An 18210-nucleotide genomic window follows, 5' to 3' on the forward strand; every position below is an offset into this window, starting at 1 on the left:
GGCGGTGCACGGGGCCAGTGCGCGGGAGCGCGCACCAACACACCTCCGGGCGCGACACGCGCCCCCGGTGGCCCATCGCATATGGCCCGACGACGTTACGGACGCTCGCACCGACGGTGCTGCGGCGCCCACCGCACCGGCGACGCTACGGCGCCCACCGCGTCACGGCGCCCACCGCACCCGGTGTTCCGCGAGATGTGCCAGGACCGCGTGGTTCGCCTCCCAGCCGTCGGGGAATTTCACCGTGACACCCAGCTGGACCGGTTCCGTCGACGGATGTTCGTCCAGCAGGTCGGAGACGCCCTCGCGGCAGACCACGATGCAGGCATGGCGGTGCCGCGAGGCCAGGACGCACAGCCGGCCCGTCTCCAGGTGGAACGCCGTGGCGTCCGGGCGGCCGGACAGCGGGTGCAGGACCACCGTCACATCGAATTCGCGGCCCTGGAGCCGGTTCGCCGTGTCCACCGCCACACCCGTCACACCGAGCTCCGCGAGCGCCGCCCGCACCGCCGCGGCCTGGTCCCGGTGGGCGGTGCCGACCGCGACCCGGTCCGCCGTCACCGCGGCGGGCTCGGGGGAGCGCTCGCTCGTCGCCGCGCCGCCCCGGTCCAGCAGACGGCGCACCACCAGGGCCACCGCCCGTACCGCCTCCGGATCCGTGCGCGGGGTGTGCCGGGCCGGAAGTTCGAGCAGACCCCAGCCGGACTCCGCGGCCTCGTCCAGCACCCGGTCCGGGGCGGAGCCGTCCGACGCGACACCGAACGACAGCCGCCGGTCGCCGTGGTCCGTGCCGCTGCGGAACGGGGTGTACGGGTAGAACGCGTCCGAGACCAGCGGCGCCGCCGACGCGGGCAGCCGCCATGACACCGGCAGCCGGTGCTGCGGCAACTCCGGGTTGTGCGCCAGCAGTGTGGAGACCGCACTCGCCGACGGGTCGTACGACAACCCCGCCCACTGGTCCGCGCCGACGATCGAGAACGGGTCCAGCTGGCCGGGATCGCCGACGAAAAGCGCCCGTTCGAAGAGCCCGGCGACGGCCAGCAGCGCGTCCGAGCGCATCTGGTACGCCTCGTCGACGATCGCGTGCCCCCACGGCTCGACGTTCTTCACATGCGCCCACTTGGCGGCCGTCGAGATGACGACGTCAAGTCCGGCGAGGTCCGCCGCCTTTGCCGATTTCCGTACGTTGGCCAGGCCGTCCAGCACCTTGTCGTACGGGTCCGAGTCATTGCTGTGCAGCCTTCCGACCGGCAGCCCCGGGTCCTTCTCGGCCAGCCGCACCACCAAGTCGTCGACCTGGGCGTTGGTCTGTGCGACCACCATCAACGGGCGCCCGGCAGCGGCCAGTTCGAGCGCGGCGCGCACCACCAGCGTCGACTTGCCCGCGCCCGGCGGGGAGTCCACCACGATGCCGCGTGCCGTGCCGTGCAGCGTGTCGTCCAGGATCGCGGTGGTTGCCCGTCCCGCCGCCGCGCCCGGGTCGAATACGGCTGTCACAGAGGGTCCTCCGCGGTCACGGGGTCGGGGTTCTCGGCGGCGGCGCCCGGCGGACCGCCGTGCGTCCAGGGGGTGTCCTCCGGGTCCGGCAGCTTCGGGCCGCCGCGCTGGTCGTGCTCGAACAGCGTCCACGCGATCCGGTCGCCCGGCTCCGGCAGCGAACCCGGGGCCGGCTCCTTGCTCCGGCCCATCCGGTCGGTGATCCGCAGCACGAGCAGGACCTCCTCCGGTCCGGCGGCGTCCTCGGAGGCATACGCCACGAACTCCGCGGTCTGCGGCCTGCCGTCCAGCGAGCGGTACACCTTCGTCCGCTCACCGAGATGCGGGCGCTCGTCCGTCCGGACCGTGACCAGCGGGCGCGGCGAGGGCCGCTTCGACTCGCTGTACGCCATCACCACCTCCGTCACCTCCCCGACAAACGCCTCGCCGGCCAGCCGCCGCCCGGCCAGCACCAGCGGATCGTCCAGCGCCTCCTGGGCCTCCAGCTGCGCCTGCGCCGTCTCCCGGGACGCCAGCTTCTGGGCTGCCGTCACCGCGTCGTCGCGGCGCGGCTGCGGCGGCTCCCCGGACCGCACCCGGTCCCGGTGGCCGGTGAACGACCAGCGGTCCCGGGTCCAGCGGTCCTCGGACCTGGCCCCGGGCGGCAGCTGCGCCATCAGGTCCAGCCCCCGCCACACGGCATCCCAGGTCGGCCGCAGCACCCCGGCGAGCAGCGATCCGATCTCCCGTTCGGCCGCTGTCAGTTCGGCCAGCCGGGCGTCGGCCGCGAGCCCGTCCTCGGCCGCCGCGAGTGCCGTGCGCGCCCGGTCGTACTTCTCGATCGCCGGTGCGAGCAGCCGGTTGTCGAATGCCGGGTCCGTGGCCGGACCGGCCGGCGGGCACACCAGCTGGCCGCCGCCGTCCCGCTCCAGCTCGGCCCGGAGCGCGGCCTCGGCCCCGGACTCGCCCGCCGGAGGGTCGATCCAGGCCAGCAGAGCCCCGAGATGCTGGTCCTCCAGCGTGGACTGCCCGGTCGCCCAGTGCCGGTTCAGCAGATCGGTCGCGGCGAGGAGCAGCGAGGAGCCCGGCACCCGGGCCCGCTCCCCGTAGTGCGTCAGCCAGCGGCCGAGCAGCGGGACACGGGCCGGGGCAGGGTACGGGGTGTCCGGATCGTCCTCGGCGGTACGCCGGAACCGCATGGAACGGCCCAGCAGCCGCACGAAGTCGATACCCGCCCGGCTCGGCACGATCAACTGCGGTGCGTCCGTGCACAGTTCGACCTTGACCTTGACCTTCTTGCCGGTCTCGGGATCGGTCTCGTTGCGCTCGGCCTGCTCGACCACGTCCGCGTACGACTCGATGTGCGGCAGGACCGCCTCGGCCAGGTCGGCGAGGAACGCGAACCGCAGGTCACGGTCGCGCGGCTGGGCGACAGTCAACAGCCGCGGCGCGTCCCGGTCGGTTCCGACGAGCGCGCCGAGCGGGGCGCCCGCCTCACCGGCGGTGGTCAGCGGTACGAGGACGAGCGGCCGGCCGCTGAGATGGCGGTGCAGAACGGTGGCCATCGGCTGTGCCCGCCCGCTCTCCACGGCCTCGAGCCGGGCCAGGGTGCTGATCAGTGACATGGCGTTCCGCCCTCCGGAGCTGCCTGACCGGTCGCTCTTTCCAGCGCCTCCGCGCGCAGGGCCGCCGCGCGGCGCAGGGCCGCGACCGTCGGATCCGCCGGGTCGCCCTCCTTGCCCGCAGCCGCGGCCAGTACGTCGGTGACCGTCGTCAGACCCCCGAGCTCGCCCCGGACGCTCCGGCCCAGCGCCTGCACCGCACCGGCCGAGCGTGCCTTGGCCCGGCAGTGGAAGGCCAGTTCGCAGGCGGCCAGGCACTCCGGTGCGTATGCCGCCGTGACCGATTCGACCGCGGCCGTCAGCTCCTGCGGCGAACACTCCGGGTCGAAGGTGGTGCCCTCGGGCAGGGCGGCCGCGATCTCCTCGATCCGGGTCAGCCGGGTCAGCTGACGGCGGGTGACCGCGCGCTGCTTGCGTACGTCCACCACCGACGCCGTCGGCAGGTTGGAGAAGTCCTTCGGGCAGACCAGCAGCACCCGGTGGCCGACCTCCGCGCCCGGAGTGACCGCTGCGATCCGCTCCAGCGCCAGGACGTACACCGCGGACTGCCGGGCCGCCGCGCCGACCTTCGCCGCATCCGCGGAACTGTCGATCATGGGGAACGACTTGATCTCCACAACCGTCCACCGGCCGTCGGGGTGCACGACCACCGCGTCCGGCTCCAGATAGGCGGGCGAGCCCGCCACCTCCAGGGCCAGCATCGGATGGTCGAGCAGCGCCCAGCCGCCCGCGCCCGTCGCCTCCCGCAGCGCCAGCGCCGTACGGGCCGCGCGTCCCTCGGGACCGGCTGCCGTCAGATCCGGTACCAGGACCTTGCGCGGCGCCTCGCTGCCGCCGCCGAGCCGCTCGTACAGCAGCCGCATCAGCTCCGTACCGCCGTCGGCCTTGACCTTCGCCTCGAAGGCGTTGCCCCGCATGAACGCGAACTGCGACTGGCCGAACGCGGCAGGGGAGCCGAGTGCCGTCGCCAGCGCGGCCTTGTCCACCCCGGCGCCGTCCAGCAGGGCGCGCCGCTTGCAGCCGGGGTTCGCGGCGAGGGCGGCCAGCGCGCGGGCATCGAGCGGATGCGGGGCGACGGCCGGACCGCGCAGCTCAGCGAGCCGCTGCCGGAGCGCCGTCGTCTGCTGCGTCGCCCGATGCTGCGTCATCGGTGGAGTCTGCGGAGGAGGTCCGCTGGCCGGGGATTCGCTCACCCGCGGAAGTCTTGCATCCGGCACTGACAATCGGGGACTTCGTGGCCGATGCGGCTGGTGCGAACCGGGCCTGTACCGCGACCTTGACCCGGTCGACGAGCCGCATGACCGGCCAGGTCAGCAGCGCTCCGACGGCCATCACGGCAGCGCCCGCGACCGCGTCGAGGAAGTAGTGGTTGGCCGTGCCCATCACGACGATCGTGGTGACCAGCGGGTACATGACGCCCGCGGCGCGTACCAGCGGGTGCCGCGCGTGACGCCAGAGCAGGATCCCGCACCACAGCGCCCAGCCGACGTGCAGACTCGGCATCGCGGCGTACTGGTTGGTCATCCAGCCCATCCCGCGCGGCGCGCTCGCCTCGGTGCCCCACCAGCCGTACGAGCTGTACTGGGCCATGGTGTCGACGAAGCCGTGCGTGGCGTGCAGCAGCCGCGGCGGGCAGGTCGGCAGCAGCGCGAAGCCGACCAGGCCGAGCAGTGTGGAGGTCATCAACCAGGTGCGGGCGGTGCGGTACACGGCGGCTCGGCGCCGGTAGATCCAGATCAGGACGGCCGGGGTGACCAGGTAGTGCAGTGAGGCGTAGGCGAAGTCGGCGGGTATGCCGATGGACGGGTGGGCGGTCATCAGCCGGTTGAGCGGGTGCTCCGCGTTGAGGAAGAGCGTCTTCTCCAGATGCAGTATCCGCAGCCCGTGGTCCACAGCGGTCGACACATCGCTGCGGACCAGCAGCCGGCCCGCCGAGTAGACCGCGTACACGACCGCGATCAGCGGCAGCTCGGCCCACCAGCGAGGCCGGTGGCTCGGCGCGGACGCGGTGGCAAGCGGCATTCGGAAGCTCTCCATCATGTGTTCATGCGACCGAGGGCGGCCGTTCAACCGTACGGTGCAGATCGGCCGCGATTCCCCCGGGGGTACCCCTGCGGATGCCCCGGTTCGTGCGGAGATTTCTCCGCGGGGAAGGGGACGCGTGTTCGGCCCCGGAGGTTGCCTGTCGGGCACGTGAGCGATGATGGAAAAAGGCGGATCACCCGTCCCTGTTGTCGTTTTCTCCGAACCAAGATTCAGGGAGAGCCGTCATGGCACCGCGTATCCTGCTCGCCCGGCACGGCCAGACGGAATGGTCCGTCAAGGGCAATCACACCGGCAGGACGGACATTCCTCTGCTCGACGCGGGCCGCGCGGGCGCCAAGCTGCTGGGCGAGCGGCTGCACCGCGGACCGTGGGCGGACCTGCCGGGCCTGGAGGTCCGCACCAGCCCGCTCGTCCGCGCCAGGGAGACCTGCGACCTGGCGGGCTTCGCGGACCGGGCGCAGCCGTGGGACGCGCTCATGGAGTGGGACTATGGGGCGTACGAGGGCATGACGCCGGCCGAGATCCAGGCGATCCGGCCGGGCTGGTTCATCTGGCGCGACGGGGTACCGGACGGCGAGACCCTCTACGAGCTGTCCGCCCGTGCGGACGAGATCGTCGACTGGGCGCGCTCGGCCGAACGCGACGTGCTGGTCTTCGCCCACGGTCACATCCTGCGGGCGCTGGGGGCGCGCTGGCTGGGCGAGGACGTGTCGTTCGCGTCCCGCATCCGCCTGGACCCGACGTCGCTGTCGGTGCTCGGATGGGCATACGGGGCACCGGCCCTCGAACGCTGGAACGACACGGGCCACCTGGACCGGTGAGGTCCTGCGCCCACCCGGCGGCGTAGGTGTCCTCAATCGCCGGACGGGCTCGAACTGTGGCCAGCGGGTGGGGCGAACCGTGGTCCGAATCTCAGCCCGCGCGGCCGAATTCGGCCCGCCCGGTGACTGAGGACGGAACCCGTGCGGCGGACCCGGATGTGCGTCGCGTGGGGCGGCACCCCGCGCTACGCCTCCGCCCCCGCCTCCCCGTACCGGTCCAGGAACTCCGTCACCTCCGGCGACCCCCACTGCGCCCGCAGCACCTGCACCGCCGCCGCCAGCATCGCCCGGATGCGGGAGGACTGGACCTGGGCCAGCAGGTCCAGCACCTGCTGCCCCGCCGTGGCCGCCTCCGCAGCGGCGCCGGCCCGGGCCAGGTCGGTCGTCAGCTCGGCGCGGTACAGCGCCAGGTTCCGGGTGAAGTGCGGATCCTGGAGCTGTGTGGCCCGCCGCGCATGGCGGACCGCCCGCGGCCAGTCGCCCAGCGCCGACCAGCACTGGGCCTCCAGCATCTCCAGCTCCGCCTCCCGGAAGAACGTCATCCACTCCGGGTCGGCATCGGACGCCCCGCGGCCGAACGCCGTGTGCGCCCGCCCCAGCGCCCGTTCGCAACCGCTTCGGTCGCCGAGGCCGGCCCGGCCCCCTGCCTCCCGCAGCGCGAGCAGCGCCAGCAGCCGCGGTGAGCCCAGGGGTCCCGCCGCCCGCTGCCCGGCCTCCGCCGCGCGTACCGCCTCACGGGGCCGCCCCGTGTCCCTCGCCAGGAACGACGTATTGCAGAACGCATGCGCCTCCAGCGCCGGGTCCCCGGCCACCCGAGCAGTGGCCAGCGCCTCCGCATAGTGCGAGCGGGCGTCGTCGAAGCGTCCCGAGTCATGCGCCAGCCACCCCACCGAGATGGCCAGTTCACCGGCCCCGGCGTGCAGCCGGTCGGAGGTGGAGCGGCGGGTGATGGTCCCCTCGTCCAGCAGCGCGTAGGCCGCCCGCAGCGGTTGCGCGGCCCGCCGGTAGAGGCCGCCGCCGCCGTGCCGGTCGTCCAGCAGCCGGATCTGCCGTACCGCCTTCTCGACGGCCGTCACCTCGGCCTCGCCGACCCGCCGTTGGACGGGCACGGCAGCGGCGGCGATGGTCGTGGTGTCGAGGCCGAGGCCCAGGGATGCGGCCGCCATCGCGGTGGTGCCGCTCGTCATGAATACGCGACGCAGCACGTCGCTCTCCTCGTCGGTGTCGCTCTGGAGCGTGGGGGGTGGTGGGGTATCGGGGGCGTTGCCGGTGGTTCTCGCCGCCCGGCCGCGTACGGACTCGCGCGCCGAGAAGCCCAGATCCGCCAGGGTCGCCCCGGGGAACATGTGCAGGAAGACTCGTTCGTACGCGTAGTTGGGACAGCGGATCTCGCCGGACTCCACGCGTCCGATGTACCGGGCGTCGCACGCGACCTGCTCGCCGATCTCGCGGGCGGACCTGCGTACCGCGGCAGCGAACTCCCCGGCGGAGCGCGGTCCGCGCAGCCGTCGGAAGGCGAGGTTGGGAACTGCCCCTGTCGACACCATGGCTGGGCCCTCTCTGGTGCAAGCCGGGCGCCTGGTTCCGGTGTCCGGCGGGGCAAGAACGTACCCGCTGTGACAGCCCACACACACAGCGTTTGCCTACAAAACGGATATCTCACCCACGATCCGCCATGAACTGCCACCCTTTGCGGCGGTGCCGCACCGTAGCCCTTGACGTAGTCGACGCGTTGGTCCATGCGGAGACGGAGTCTGGCTCCGCCCGGCGATGAGAGGAGAGGTCCCTTGTTGCATCTCGGCACGGAGGCCGGCTCGCGGACGACTGCGGCGACCCGAACGGCGACGACCAGTACTGCCACCACTCGTACGGCGAAGGCCGATCCCGGAACCGCGGAGTGCGATCCCCCCGGCACCTTCCTCGGCGGCGGCCCCTGTGATCTGGTGACCGTTCCGGCCCGCCAGGGGCTGGAGGCCGTGGACATCCTGCGCCGCGGCGCCGATCAGGAGGCCGTCGGCCCGGTCCTGCACGACGGCGCCTGCGACACCCTCGGCTTCCTGGTGCCGCCGGGCACCGCCGAGGCCTGGGACGTGCCGGGCAGTGCCTGTACCCAGACGAACGGCCGCGGGCTGCGCATCCCCACCGAGCCGCCGGTCTCCGGCGGTGGCTGGCTGCTGCCGCCCGCCGCCGCGGTCACCGATCCGGCCGCGCTGCGCGCCGCACTCGACCAGGCGGCCCGGCTGATCGAGGCGGCCGACAACTGCCGCTGAGCCCATAATGGCCAGGTGGGCGGGTTTCCCCGTCGCTGCCGGTCCTGCACCGGCCCGGGCGGTGAAGCAGTGAGTAGGGACGAGCGTCAGTGGCACGTCGAGGTGCGTCGAGCGGTGGTGCGGGCGCCCGGAAACGAGCGGACCGCAAGTCCGACCGCAAGCCGGAGACCCTCTCCGAGACCGTCGACGGCGGTCTCGCCGAGCTGATCCCCGACCGGGAGCGGCCGCACGCCTGGACGCTGACCCTCGACGGCGCCCCGCAGTCCCACGTCGACCTCGACGACCCCTCGCATCTCTCCTTCGCCTATCAGCGCCGGATCGGTCACATCGCAGATCTGGCCGCCCCCGCAGGGCAGCCCCTGCACGTCGTGCACCTGGGCGGCGGTGCCTTCACCCTCGCCCGGTACGTCGCAGCGACCCGGCCGCGCTCCACCCAGCAGGTCGTCGAGCTGGACGCGGCGCTCGTCCAACTGGTCCGCCGGGAGCTGCCGTTGGACCCGCAGGCCCGGATCAGGGTCCGTTCCACCGACGCCCGCGCCGGGCTCGGGAAGATTCCGGACGACTGGGCGGATCTCGTCATCGCCGATGTCTTCAGCGGAGCCCGTACGCCCGCCCACCTCACCAGCGCCGAGTTCCTCGCCGACGTACGCCGGGTCCTGAAGCCCGCCGGACAGTATGTGGCCAACCTCGCCGACGGTCCGCCGCTGGCCCATCTGCGCGGCCAGATCGCCACCGCCGCCACCGTCTTCCCGGAGCTGGCACTCGCCGCCGATCCGGCCGTGCTGCGAGGCCGCCGCTTCGGCAACGCCGTGCTGCTCGCCTCGGCGCTCCCGCTCAAGGTCGCCGAACTTACCCGCCGGGTCGCCACCGACCCGCACCCCGGACGCGTCGAACACGGCAAGGAGCTCGCCGACTTCACCGGCGGCGCGGCACCGGTGAGCGATGCGGACGCCCGTCCGTCACCCGCGCCTCCGCCCTCCGCCTTCGAATGAGCGGCCGGTGATCAGACGATCTCGACCATCGGCGGATGGTCGTTCCAGGTACAGAAGACCGACACCGTCGTCCCGTCATCGGTGGTGAAGTTCACCCGGATCCAGGTCGTGTTCGTCCAGACCCGCATCGACCAGCCCGGGTCCGGTGTCGCCGAGACGAGCTTCGCCCAGTCGGCGCCGAGCTCGAAGACGACCCGCCCGCCGTCCGTCGGGTAGCTCTTGACCGTGCCGGAGGGCTTGGCCGGGCGCGGGGCCGACGGGCTGCTCGACGGGGTGCGGGACGGTTGCCGGGGCGGGGTCGTGGACGGCTTCGGAGTGGTACGAGGGGTGCTGCTGGGCGTCGGCGCCGGCGACGACGGCGGGCGGCTGGTCGAGGACGACAACGCGCCCGCTCCGCTGTGGCTGTCACGGGCGCTCGCGGAGATGGGCACCGCGCGCGGCGGGTCGTACGCCGTCCCCGCCATCACCGTGTGCACACCCCACCACGACAGCGTGACCGCAGCGCCGGTGGCGAGCGACCACGCGAGCGCGTGTACGAGTCCTCGTTGCATCCGGCACATCCTGCACCACAGGGCCCCGTGCTGTCCCCGTACCCACACGGACAGGACCGCGGGCCGGTCAATGGCGTACGGTGCCGCCCATGCCAAGTGTGCTCGTGGTCGAGGACGACCAGTTCGTACGTTCCGCCCTCATCCGGCACCTGACCGAGGCCTCCCATACGGTACGGAGTGTCGGCACCGCGCTGGAAGCGCTGCGCGAAGTCGCCCACTTCCGATTCGATGTGGTCATCCTCGATCTCGGTCTGCCCGACCTCGACGGATCCGAGGCGCTGAAGATGCTCCGCGGCATCACCGACGTACCCGTGATCATCGCGACCGCGCGGGACGACGAGAGCGAAATCGTCCGACTGCTGAACGACGGCGCCGACGACTACCTGATCAAGCCGTTCTCGGTGGAACACCTGTCGGCGCGAATGGCTGCCGTGCTGCGCCGTTCGCGCGCCGCCGGGGGTGGGGCACCGCCGCCGAGTGTCATCCAGGTCGGCGGACTCTCCATCGATCCGCTGCGCCGCCAGGCCGAACTGGACGGCACCGCGCTCGACCTCACCCGCCGCGAGTTCGATCTGCTGACCTTTCTCGCCGGGCGCCCCGGGGTCGTCGTCCCGCGCAAGGAACTCCTGGCCGAGGTCTGGCAGCAGTCGTACGGTGACGACCAGACCATCGACGTCCATCTCTCCTGGCTGCGACGGAAGCTGGGCGAGACGGCGGCCAGGCCGCGTTATCTGCACACCCTGCGTGGCGTCGGCGTGAAACTCCAGCCGCCCGCGCTGCAGCCGCCGGACCCGGAGCAGCCCGTATGAGATGGGCCCTGGTCAAGGTCTGCCTGGCCGTCACCGCGATGGTCGTCATCGCCTTCGCCGTACCGCTCGGTCTCGTCATCAAGGAGATGGCCCGCGACCGGGCCTTCTCCGACGCCGAGCGGCAGGCCGCCACGATCGGTCCGACCCTCTCCATCACCACCGACCGCGCCGAACTGGAGACGGCCGTCCTCACCACCGAGCCGGGCGGCGAGGGCCGGATGGCCGTCCACATCCCCGCCTCCGAGGAGCCGGACAGCCGGCCGCTGGAGATCGGCACCCGGCGCGCCACCCGTAAGGACGTGGAGACCGTACGCACCTCGGGGCGCGCCTCGATCAGCGAGGTCACCGGCGGTTCCGCACTGCTCCAGCCGACCGCGCTGGGGTCCGGGGGTATCGCCGTCGTCGAGGTGTTCGTACCCGAGGGCGAGGAGTCCAACGGGGTCGCCACCGCCTGGCTGATGCTGGCGGGCGTCGGCATCGCGCTGATCGTCGGCTCGGTCGCGGTCGCCGACCGGCTCGGCGTACGGATGGTGAAGCCCGCCCAGCGGCTCGCGGGCGCCGCCCACGACCTGGGGGAGGGCAGGCTGGGGACCAGGGTCCGCGAGGAGGGGCCGACCGAACTGCGTTCCGCCGCCGTCGCGTTCAACTCCATGGCCGACCAGGTCGTGCAGCTCCTCGCCAACGAACGGGAACTGGCCGCCGACCTCTCGCACCGGCTGCGCACCCCGCTCACCGTCCTGCGCCTCAACGCCGCCTCGCTCGGCGAGGGCCCGGCCGCCGAGCAGACCCGGGCCGCCGTCGAGCAGCTGGAGCACGAGGTCGACACGATCATCCGCACCGCCCGCGAACAACGCCCCCAGACCCAGGGACTGAACAGTGGGCCCGGGGCCGGCTGCGATGCCTCCGAGGTGATCCGCGAGCGGATGGACTTCTGGTCTGCGCTCGCCGAGGACGAGGGGCGCGAAGTGCGCCTCGCGGGAGTGGACCGTACGGTACGGATCCCCGTCGCCCGGCCCGAACTCGTCGCCGCGCTCGATGCGTTGCTCGGCAACGTCTTCCGGCACACCCCGGAAGGCACCGCCTTCGCCGTCGACGTGCACCACAGCGGCGACGCCGTGATCGTGCTGGTCTCGGATGCGGGCGGCGGCATAGCGGACCCCAAGGCGGCGCTGGCGCGCGGCGGAAGCGGTGGGGGAGGGGCGCGGGGCTCGGTGGGCTCGACCGGGCTCGGGCTCGACATCGTCCGCCGTGTCGCGGAGTCCACCGGTGGCGATGTGCGGATCGGGCGGTCGGTGCTCGGCGGCACGGAGGTCCGCATCTGGATCTGGCTCGACGGGCGTCGGCCCGGGCAGGGCGGGCGCCGTCGTCGGGTGGGCCGGCAGCGCCGCCGCCTCCGGTCCGCGGGCCGGTCTTAACCAGCACCGATGCGTCCCTTAAGCGAACCCTAAGAACATCAACTCATGCCCGGTACAGCCCATTTGCCGGTTTCCGTGCCGCTAGCGTGCTCCCGCACCCCCACCCCCGTACGACAGAGGCAGGCACGCAATGGGCACCAGTACGCACCGGCGCACGGCGAGCACCAGGACCAAGGCGATCGGCGCCGTTGTCGCCGCGGCAGTGATCGGCTCCGCGGTCTTCGCCCTCACGGGCACGGCACAGGCCGCTTCGGTAGGTGCCGCGTACACCAGGACCAGCGGCTGGACGGGCGGCTACACCGGGCAGTACGTCGTCACCAACGACACCGACAAGGTCCAGACGGACTGGACACTCGAATTCGACCTGCCCGCGGGCACGAGGATCAGCTCCCTCTGGAACGGCGAACACACCGTCAGCGGCAACCACGTCACCGTGAAGCCCGCCGGCTGGAACAAGGAGCTGGCGCCCGGCAAGTCGGCCACCGTCGGCTTCGTCACCACCTCGGACGGCACGGCGGCGGACCCGACCGGCTGCCTGATCAACAACACCAAGTGCTCCGTCGACACCGGAGCGACGCCGGAGCCCAGCGGACGCCCGACCGGGACCGCGACCCCGACTCCCACGGCCACCCCCACGGCCAAGCCCACGCAGACCGCCACGGCGACCCCCACCCCCACACCCACCCCCACCGCGACCGAGGGCGGCAGCGGTACGGCGGGCGGCGCCGGCTTCGCCCCGTACGTCGACACCTCCCTCTACCCGGCGTACGACCTGGTCGACACCGTCAGCAAGACGGGGGTGAAGGAGTTCAACCTCGCCTTCATCACCTCCGGCGGCAGCTGCGCCCCGCTCTGGGGCGGCGTCACCGCCCTCGGTGACGACCACGTCGCTTCCCAGATCGGCGCGCTGCGCGCCAAGGACGGCGACGTCCGGGTCTCCTTCGGCGGCGCGGCAGGCTCCGAACTGGCACTCAACTGCACCTCCGCCACCGACCTCGCCGCCGCGTACGGCAAGGTCATAGACACGTACAAGCTCACCAAGGTCGACTTCGACATCGAAGGCGGCGCGCTGCCCGACACGGCGGCCAACTCCCGCCGCGCCCAGGCGATCGCACAGCTCCAGAAGTCCCACCCGGCCCTCGACGTGTCCTTCACCCTGCCGGTCATGCCCGAGGGCCTCACCCAGCCGGGTGTGGACCTGATCGCCGACGCGAAGAAGAACGGCGTCAAGGTCGGCGCCGTCAACATCATGGCGATGGACTACGGCGCCTCGTACAGCGGCGACATGGGCTCGTACGCGATCCAGGCGGCGACCGCGACGCAGGCCCAGATCAAGGGTGTGCTGGGGCTGTCGGACGCGGCGGCGTGGAAGGCCGTGGCCGTCACCCCGATGATCGGTGTGAACGACGTCAGCACCGAGATCTTCAAGGTCGAGGACGCCACGCAGCTGGTGAAGTTCGCCCAGGAGAAGGGCCTGGGATGGCTGGCGATGTGGTCGGGCACGCGGGACAAGGCGTGCGCGGGCGGGGCGAAGCCGTCGGCGGATGCGTCGTGCAGCTCGATCGTGCAGGAGCCGCTCGCCTTCACGAAGGCGTTCGGCGCGTACAAGTAGCTCTCTCCACCCCGCAGACCGCCACCCCCCCCGCGCGCATCCCGGCCGGCCCCACACCCCCCACATCCGGCCGGGGTGCGCCCCCTTTTTTTTGCGAAGCGGTTCCGACGTCGGTCGCCGGGCGGGCCTGATCTTCCGGCCCGCCCGGCGACCGAGGGCATCGCGTGGCCGCGACCCGCCCCGTCACACCCTCCGGTTCACCGTGCCGAGCACCGCCGGGATCGACGCCGTCAGCACGGACGTGTCCTGCCCCGCGCCGCTCCCCACCGCACCGACCCGTCCACCCAGGACTCCACGTATGCCCACGCCGGGCTGCGCTGTCCCGTCCCCGTCGCGTGTTCCGTGTAGTCCACGATGTGGACCTCCGCCCGGACCGAACCGGAGGCCACGCCGACCCGGCTTCGCGCGCTGAACCCACCTCGGCGAACGCTGGGCCACAGGGCACCGCTTCACCTCGGCCGCACGGTTCGGAGGGAGAACGCGGATGCGGCCCAACGTGCCCCCTGGCTCCGCACCCTGTTCACCTTCCGGTGGGCGGGCGAGCAATATCCGGCCGTGGCCGAACCGGCCCGATGGTGCACGCAAAAACAGCGCGGCTGGTCTGCTTCTGCCGGATTCCCGCCCCCTGTTCCGCTCCAGCACCTCGCCGGCCTGGGCGTATTCACGGGCGCGCGCCGTCGATGGGTGGCGCTCGAACGCTTAGGCAAGGCTTCGACCGGACACGGTCGCGTGACTTGCAGGACACACTCGGGCAACGGAACCGTCTTCAACTCTTGACACCCACCCCCTTGAGGCAGCAACCTTCCGGCATCGGCGCATGGGAGCGCTCCCACATCGCACGGGAAATTCTCGTGCGGACGGCACTGCCCGTGTCTTCCCCCCTGCAACATCTGGCACTTGCACTCACCTGCGCGTACGGCGCGCAGTCAGAACGCCAGTCCCGCCCTGGAACAAGGAGTAGTGGAATGCGTATCACCCGCACCGCCGCCGGCCGGCGTCGCAGAGCCGCGCTGGTGGCCACCACGGGCCTGACGGCCACCGCCCTGTTGCTGACCGGATGCAGCGACTCGGACTCATCGGACTCCAGCGGGAGCTCCGACGCAAACGGGAAGATCACGTTGACCGTCGCCGACTTCGGGCAGTTCGGTTACAAGGAAGCGGGTCTCTTCGCCAAGTACCACGAGCTCCACCCGAACATCACGGTCAAGGAGGACGTCACCGCCGACGAGAAGGTCTACTACCCCAAGCTGCTCCAGCAGCTGAACTCGGGCAGCGGGCTGGCGGACGTCCAGGGCCTCGAGGTCGGCCGGATCAAGGAGCTCGTCGACACCAAGGCGGACCAGTTCGCCGATCTCAGCAAGGTGATCAACGTCGACGACTGGGTGTCCTGGAAGGAGAAGCAGGCCACCACGCCCGACGGAAAGGTGATCGGTGCCGGTACCGACATCGGACCGATGTCGCTCTGCTACAACACCGACCTCTTCAAGAAGGCCGGTCTGCCGACCGACCGCGACGAGGTCGCCGCGAAGGTCGCCGGGGGCTGGGAGGACTACCTCAAGCTCGGTGAGGAGTACAAGAAGAAGGCCCCCAAGGGCACCTTCTTCATGGACTCCGCCAGCGCGATGTTCAACGCCGTCGTCAGCTCGAACGCGCAGCAGTACTACGACGAGAGCGGCAAGGCGATCTACAAGGACAGCCCCAGCGTGAAGCAGGGCTGGAACCTGGCGGCCGAGGCGGCGGACAAGAAGCTGACGCAGGGCCTCGCCCAGTTCAACGACCCGTGGAAGGCCGCCCTGCGCAAGGGAACCATCGCCACCGTGGCCTGCCCCGCCTGGATGGCCGGTCAGATCTCGATCAACGCCGGTGACGCCAACAAGGGCAAGTGGAGCATCACCACCGCGCCCGGCGCGACGGCTGCCAACTGGGGCGGCTCGTTCCTCGGCGTGCCCAAGTCGGGCAAGAACGTCGACGAGGCCACCAAGCTCGTCAAGTGGCTGACCGCCCCCGAGCAGCAGGCCGCCGTCTTCAAGGCGATCGGCAGCTTCCCGTCCAACAAGGGCGCGTACGAACTGCCCGACGTGAAGAACGCCAAGCTCCCGTACTTCAACGACGCGCCGATCGGCCAGATCTACGCGGGCGAGGCCAAGTCCATCCCCGAGACCGTTCTCGGCCCGAAGGACGGCGTCATCAAGGACACCATCTCCACCCAGATCAACAACATGGAGCAGCGCGGCACCAGCCCCGACGACGCGTGGAAGGCAGCGACCGAGGCGATCGACAAGGCGATCGGCTGACGGTCGCAGCAGCGGGCGGCCCCCGGGCCGCCCGCACCTGCGTGTCCCCACCCCGTGGGGCACCGGGGCCGCGCACAGCCTGTCTCCCGATGGGCGTGCACGGGGCGGCCGGGTATCTCCCCGGCCGCCCCGTGCGAGCCCACCGCACGCGCCTTCGGCCCATCCAGCCCCGTACCCGGGTAACCAGCAATCCAGGGAAGGACTCCCGCCCGTGGCCACCTCGACTCCCACCCGGGATGCATACGCCCCGCCACCCCGCGGTTCCCAGCAGACACCGGCGAACGCCCGCCGACAGACGTGGCGGAGCCGGCTCTGGCGGTTCGACGACAAGGCATCGCCGTACGCCTACATAGCCCCGTTCTTCCTCGTCTTCGGTGCTTTCGGGCTCTATCCGCTGGTCTACACCGGCTGGATCGCCCTGCACCGGGTGGAGATGACCGGACTGAACCAGATGGAATGGGTCGGCTGGGACAACTTCGACAAGATCCTGCACGACTCGGAGTTCTGGACGGCCGTCAGCAACACCTTCCTGATCGGTGTCATGTCGACGGTCCCGCAGCTGCTCGTCGCACTGGGCCTGGCCCATCTGCTGAACTACAAGCTCCGCGCCAGCACCTTCTGGCGGACGGTCGTCCTCACCCCGTACGCCACCTCGGTGGCCTCCGCGGCCCTCGTCTTCGCCCTGGTCTTCCGGGCCGACGGCGGTCTGCTGAACTGGGCGCTGCACTTCGTCGGCCTCGGTGACACCAACTGGGTCAACGGGCACTGGACGTCCAAGATCGCCATCTCGGTCATCGTGATCTGGCGCTGGACCGGCTACAACACCCTGATCTACCTGGCCGCGATGCAGGCGGTACCGACCGATCTGTACGAGGCGGCCTCGCTCGACGGAGCCTCGCGCTGGCAGCAGTTCCGCAAGGTGACGATTCCCTCGCTGCGGCCCACGATCCTCTTCACGATCGTCATCTCGACCATCGGTTCCATGCAGCTGTTCGGCGAGCCCCTGCTGCTGGAGGGCGGCACCCTCGGCGCGACCGGAGGCAACGAGAATCAGTACGAGACCCTCAGCGTCTACCTCTACAACTACGGCTGGAACCTGGGGCATCTCGGTCCGGCCGCCGCAGTGGCCTGGGCGATGCTCGCCCTCCTGCTGATCATCGCCGCGGTCAACTGGCTCATCGGCCGCTTCGTACGCAAATCCGCGGCCTGACCGGGAGCGATATCCATGACCATGACCAGCCCCACCAAAGTCCCGGAGCTCGGCCTCCCGGCACCTTCCGCACACCGCCTCCCGAAGCGCCCGAGCCGCTTCAAGCCCGGCGCCGGCAAGCAGCTGCAGGGCGGTCCGTTCGCCTACATCGCGCTGGCCGTCGTCGGTATCGGCTCGCTGCTGCCGCTGTACTGGACCCTGGTGGCCGCGTCCCACACCCAGGACGAAGTGCTGGCCTCCACTCCGCCGTTCCTGCCGGGCGGCCGGCTGCTGCACAACCTCGACGCCGCCTGGAGCCAGGCCCATCTGGGCAAGGCGATCGTCAACAGCGTCATCGTGTCCAGCTGCATCACGGCGGCGACGCTCTTCTTCTGCACCCTGGCCGGATACGCCTTCGCCAAGATGCGGTTCCGGGGCCGCGGCGCGCTGATGACCGGAGTCATCGCCACCCTGACCATCCCGCCGCAGCTCAGCGTCGTCCCGCTGTTCATGATGATGTCCGACATCGGATGGGGCGGGAACCTCGAGTCGGTGATCTTCCCGACGCTGGTCAGTGCGTTCGGCGTGTTCTTCATGCGCCAGTACCTGAGCGAGGCGCTTCCGTACGAGCTGATCGAGGCCGCCAAGATCGACGGCGCGAACAACTTCCGCATCGTGCGGAGCGTGGTGCTCCCGGTGGCCCGCCCCGCGATGATGGTGCTCGGGATGCTCACCTTCGTACAGGCGTGGAACGACTTCTTCTGGCCCTATCTCGCCCTGAACCAGCAGAACCCGACGCTTCAGGTGGCCCTCGGCCAGCTGAGCGCCTCCTACACCCCCGACCAGAGCATCGTCATGGCCGGTGCGCTGATCAGTACGCTGCCGCTGCTCGTGGTCTTCGTGATCTTCGGCAAGCAGATCGTCGGAGGGATCATGTCCGGCGCCGTCAAGGGCTGACCCGACGGCACCCGGTCCGCCGGGTGGCACTCCGTCACCCGCCGCCCCGTCCCGGACGTCCCGTACGGCCTGTCCCCGACCACCAGGCCGTACGGGCCCGGAGCCCCGCCCCGTACCTTTCTCTCCCTCCCCCTGCCTCTGTTCCGTCCATACATG

15 protein-coding genes are annotated in these 18210 nt (G+C 71.4%); 9 read left to right on the forward strand and 6 right to left on the reverse strand.

Features of this window, described 5'->3' with window-relative positions:
- Window positions 1–162: 162 nt before the first annotated feature.
- Genes OHA88_RS29060 through OHA88_RS29075 form a run of 4 tightly spaced genes read right to left on the reverse strand, consistent with a single transcriptional unit; the run spans window position 163 to window position 5120 of the window.
- Window positions 163–1497 (reverse strand): AAA domain-containing protein, encoded by a 1335-nt coding sequence (locus OHA88_RS29060; protein WP_313937430.1) that lies wholly within the window; start codon window positions 1495–1497, stop codon window positions 163–165.
- Window positions 1494–3101 (reverse strand): hypothetical protein, encoded by a 1608-nt coding sequence (locus OHA88_RS29065; RefSeq protein ID WP_328627671.1) that lies wholly within the window; start codon window positions 3099–3101, stop codon window positions 1494–1496. Before OHA88_RS29065 ends, OHA88_RS29060 begins: the two co-directional genes overlap by 4 nt.
- Complete coding sequence (locus tag OHA88_RS29070) at window positions 3092–4291, reverse strand: hypothetical protein (protein WP_443044304.1); 1200 nt, start codon at window positions 4289–4291, stop codon at window positions 3092–3094. Before OHA88_RS29070 ends, OHA88_RS29065 begins: the two co-directional genes overlap by 10 nt.
- Complete coding sequence (locus OHA88_RS29075; protein ID WP_328627673.1) at window positions 4191–5120, reverse strand: phosphatase PAP2 family protein; 930 nt, start codon at window positions 5118–5120, stop codon at window positions 4191–4193. Before OHA88_RS29075 ends, OHA88_RS29070 begins: the two co-directional genes overlap by 101 nt.
- Before the next feature lie 248 nt (window positions 5121–5368).
- Between OHA88_RS29075 and OHA88_RS29080 the strand changes: the two genes are divergently transcribed.
- Window positions 5369–5965: a histidine phosphatase family protein gene (locus OHA88_RS29080; RefSeq protein ID WP_328627674.1), complete on the forward strand. Its 597-nt coding sequence runs from the start codon at window positions 5369–5371 to the stop codon at window positions 5963–5965.
- Between the two features lie 185 nt (window positions 5966–6150).
- Here the strand turns inward: OHA88_RS29080 and OHA88_RS29085 are convergent, their stop codons facing one another.
- Window positions 6151–7512, reverse strand: a complete 1362-nt coding sequence (locus OHA88_RS29085) for a tetratricopeptide repeat protein (RefSeq protein WP_328627675.1) — start codon at window positions 7510–7512, stop codon at window positions 6151–6153.
- A 243-nt stretch (window positions 7513–7755) separates the two neighbouring features.
- On the opposite strand from OHA88_RS29085, the gene OHA88_RS29090 reads away from it, so the two are divergent.
- Entirely contained in the window at window positions 7756–8235 is a 480-nt protein-coding gene (locus OHA88_RS29090; RefSeq protein ID WP_425895668.1) for a hypothetical protein, read from the forward strand.
- 89 nt (window positions 8236–8324) lie between these two features.
- The gene (locus OHA88_RS29095) at window positions 8325–9227 is read left to right on the forward strand and encodes a spermidine synthase (protein WP_328627677.1); all 903 of its coding nucleotides are present in this window, start codon (window positions 8325–8327) and stop codon (window positions 9225–9227) included.
- Between the two features lie 11 nt (window positions 9228–9238).
- On the opposite strand, the gene OHA88_RS29100 is transcribed toward OHA88_RS29095, so the two are convergent.
- The gene (locus OHA88_RS29100; protein ID WP_328627678.1) at window positions 9239–9778 is read right to left on the reverse strand and encodes a hypothetical protein; all 540 of its coding nucleotides are present in this window, start codon (window positions 9776–9778) and stop codon (window positions 9239–9241) included.
- Between the two features lie 89 nt (window positions 9779–9867).
- Here OHA88_RS29100 and OHA88_RS29105 point away from each other — a divergent pair, with 89 nt between their 5' ends.
- The 6 genes from OHA88_RS29105 to OHA88_RS29130 all read left to right on the forward strand — a co-directional run bounded on the left by OHA88_RS29105 (window position 9868) and on the right by OHA88_RS29130 (window position 18054).
- Entirely contained in the window at window positions 9868–10587 is a 720-nt protein-coding gene (locus tag OHA88_RS29105) for a response regulator transcription factor (RefSeq protein WP_328627679.1), read from the forward strand.
- Complete coding sequence (locus OHA88_RS29110; protein WP_328627680.1) at window positions 10584–12002, forward strand: HAMP domain-containing sensor histidine kinase; 1419 nt, start codon at window positions 10584–10586, stop codon at window positions 12000–12002. Before OHA88_RS29105 ends, OHA88_RS29110 begins: the two co-directional genes overlap by 4 nt.
- 130 nt (window positions 12003–12132) lie before the next feature.
- Window positions 12133–13614 (forward strand): cellulose binding domain-containing protein, encoded by a 1482-nt coding sequence (locus OHA88_RS29115; protein ID WP_328627681.1) that lies wholly within the window; start codon window positions 12133–12135, stop codon window positions 13612–13614.
- Window positions 13615–14579: 965 nt separating this feature from the next.
- Complete coding sequence (locus OHA88_RS29120) at window positions 14580–15908, forward strand: ABC transporter substrate-binding protein (protein ID WP_328627682.1); 1329 nt, start codon at window positions 14580–14582, stop codon at window positions 15906–15908.
- 211 nt (window positions 15909–16119) lie between these two features.
- On the forward strand, window positions 16120–17118 hold the full coding sequence (locus OHA88_RS29125; protein ID WP_267005031.1) for a carbohydrate ABC transporter permease: 999 nt from the start codon (window positions 16120–16122) through the stop codon (window positions 17116–17118).
- A gap of 15 nt (window positions 17119–17133) precedes the next feature.
- On the forward strand, window positions 17134–18054 hold the full coding sequence (locus OHA88_RS29130) for a carbohydrate ABC transporter permease (protein WP_328627683.1): 921 nt from the start codon (window positions 17134–17136) through the stop codon (window positions 18052–18054).
- Window positions 18055–18210: the final 156 nt, after the last annotated feature.

This window comes from Streptomyces sp. NBC_00353 (assembly GCF_036108815.1).
Taxonomy (GTDB): domain Bacteria; phylum Actinomycetota; class Actinomycetes; order Streptomycetales; family Streptomycetaceae; genus Streptomyces.

Excerpts from the sequence above, each read along its gene's own strand:
- OHA88_RS29065 (WP_328627671.1), bottom strand. The coding sequence starts at position 3,101 with ATGTCACTGATCAGCACCCTGGCCCGGCTCGAGGCCGTGGAGAGCGGG.
- OHA88_RS29075 (WP_328627673.1), bottom strand. The coding sequence starts at position 5,120 with ATGCCGCTTGCCACCGCGTCCGCGCCGAGCCACCGGCCTCGCTGGTGG.
- OHA88_RS29080 (WP_328627674.1), top strand. The coding sequence starts at position 5,369 with ATGGCACCGCGTATCCTGCTCGCCCGGCACGGCCAGACGGAATGGTCC.
- OHA88_RS29085 (WP_328627675.1), bottom strand. The coding sequence starts at position 7,512 with ATGGTGTCGACAGGGGCAGTTCCCAACCTCGCCTTCCGACGGCTGCGC.
- OHA88_RS29100 (WP_328627678.1), bottom strand. The coding sequence starts at position 9,778 with ATGCAACGAGGACTCGTACACGCGCTCGCGTGGTCGCTCGCCACCGGC.
- OHA88_RS29105 (WP_328627679.1), top strand. The coding sequence starts at position 9,868 with ATGCCAAGTGTGCTCGTGGTCGAGGACGACCAGTTCGTACGTTCCGCC.
- OHA88_RS29110 (WP_328627680.1), top strand. The coding sequence starts at position 10,584 with ATGAGATGGGCCCTGGTCAAGGTCTGCCTGGCCGTCACCGCGATGGTC.
- OHA88_RS29115 (WP_328627681.1), top strand. The coding sequence starts at position 12,133 with ATGGGCACCAGTACGCACCGGCGCACGGCGAGCACCAGGACCAAGGCG.
- OHA88_RS29120 (WP_328627682.1), top strand. The coding sequence starts at position 14,580 with ATGCGTATCACCCGCACCGCCGCCGGCCGGCGTCGCAGAGCCGCGCTG.
- OHA88_RS29130 (WP_328627683.1), top strand. The coding sequence starts at position 17,134 with ATGACCATGACCAGCCCCACCAAAGTCCCGGAGCTCGGCCTCCCGGCA.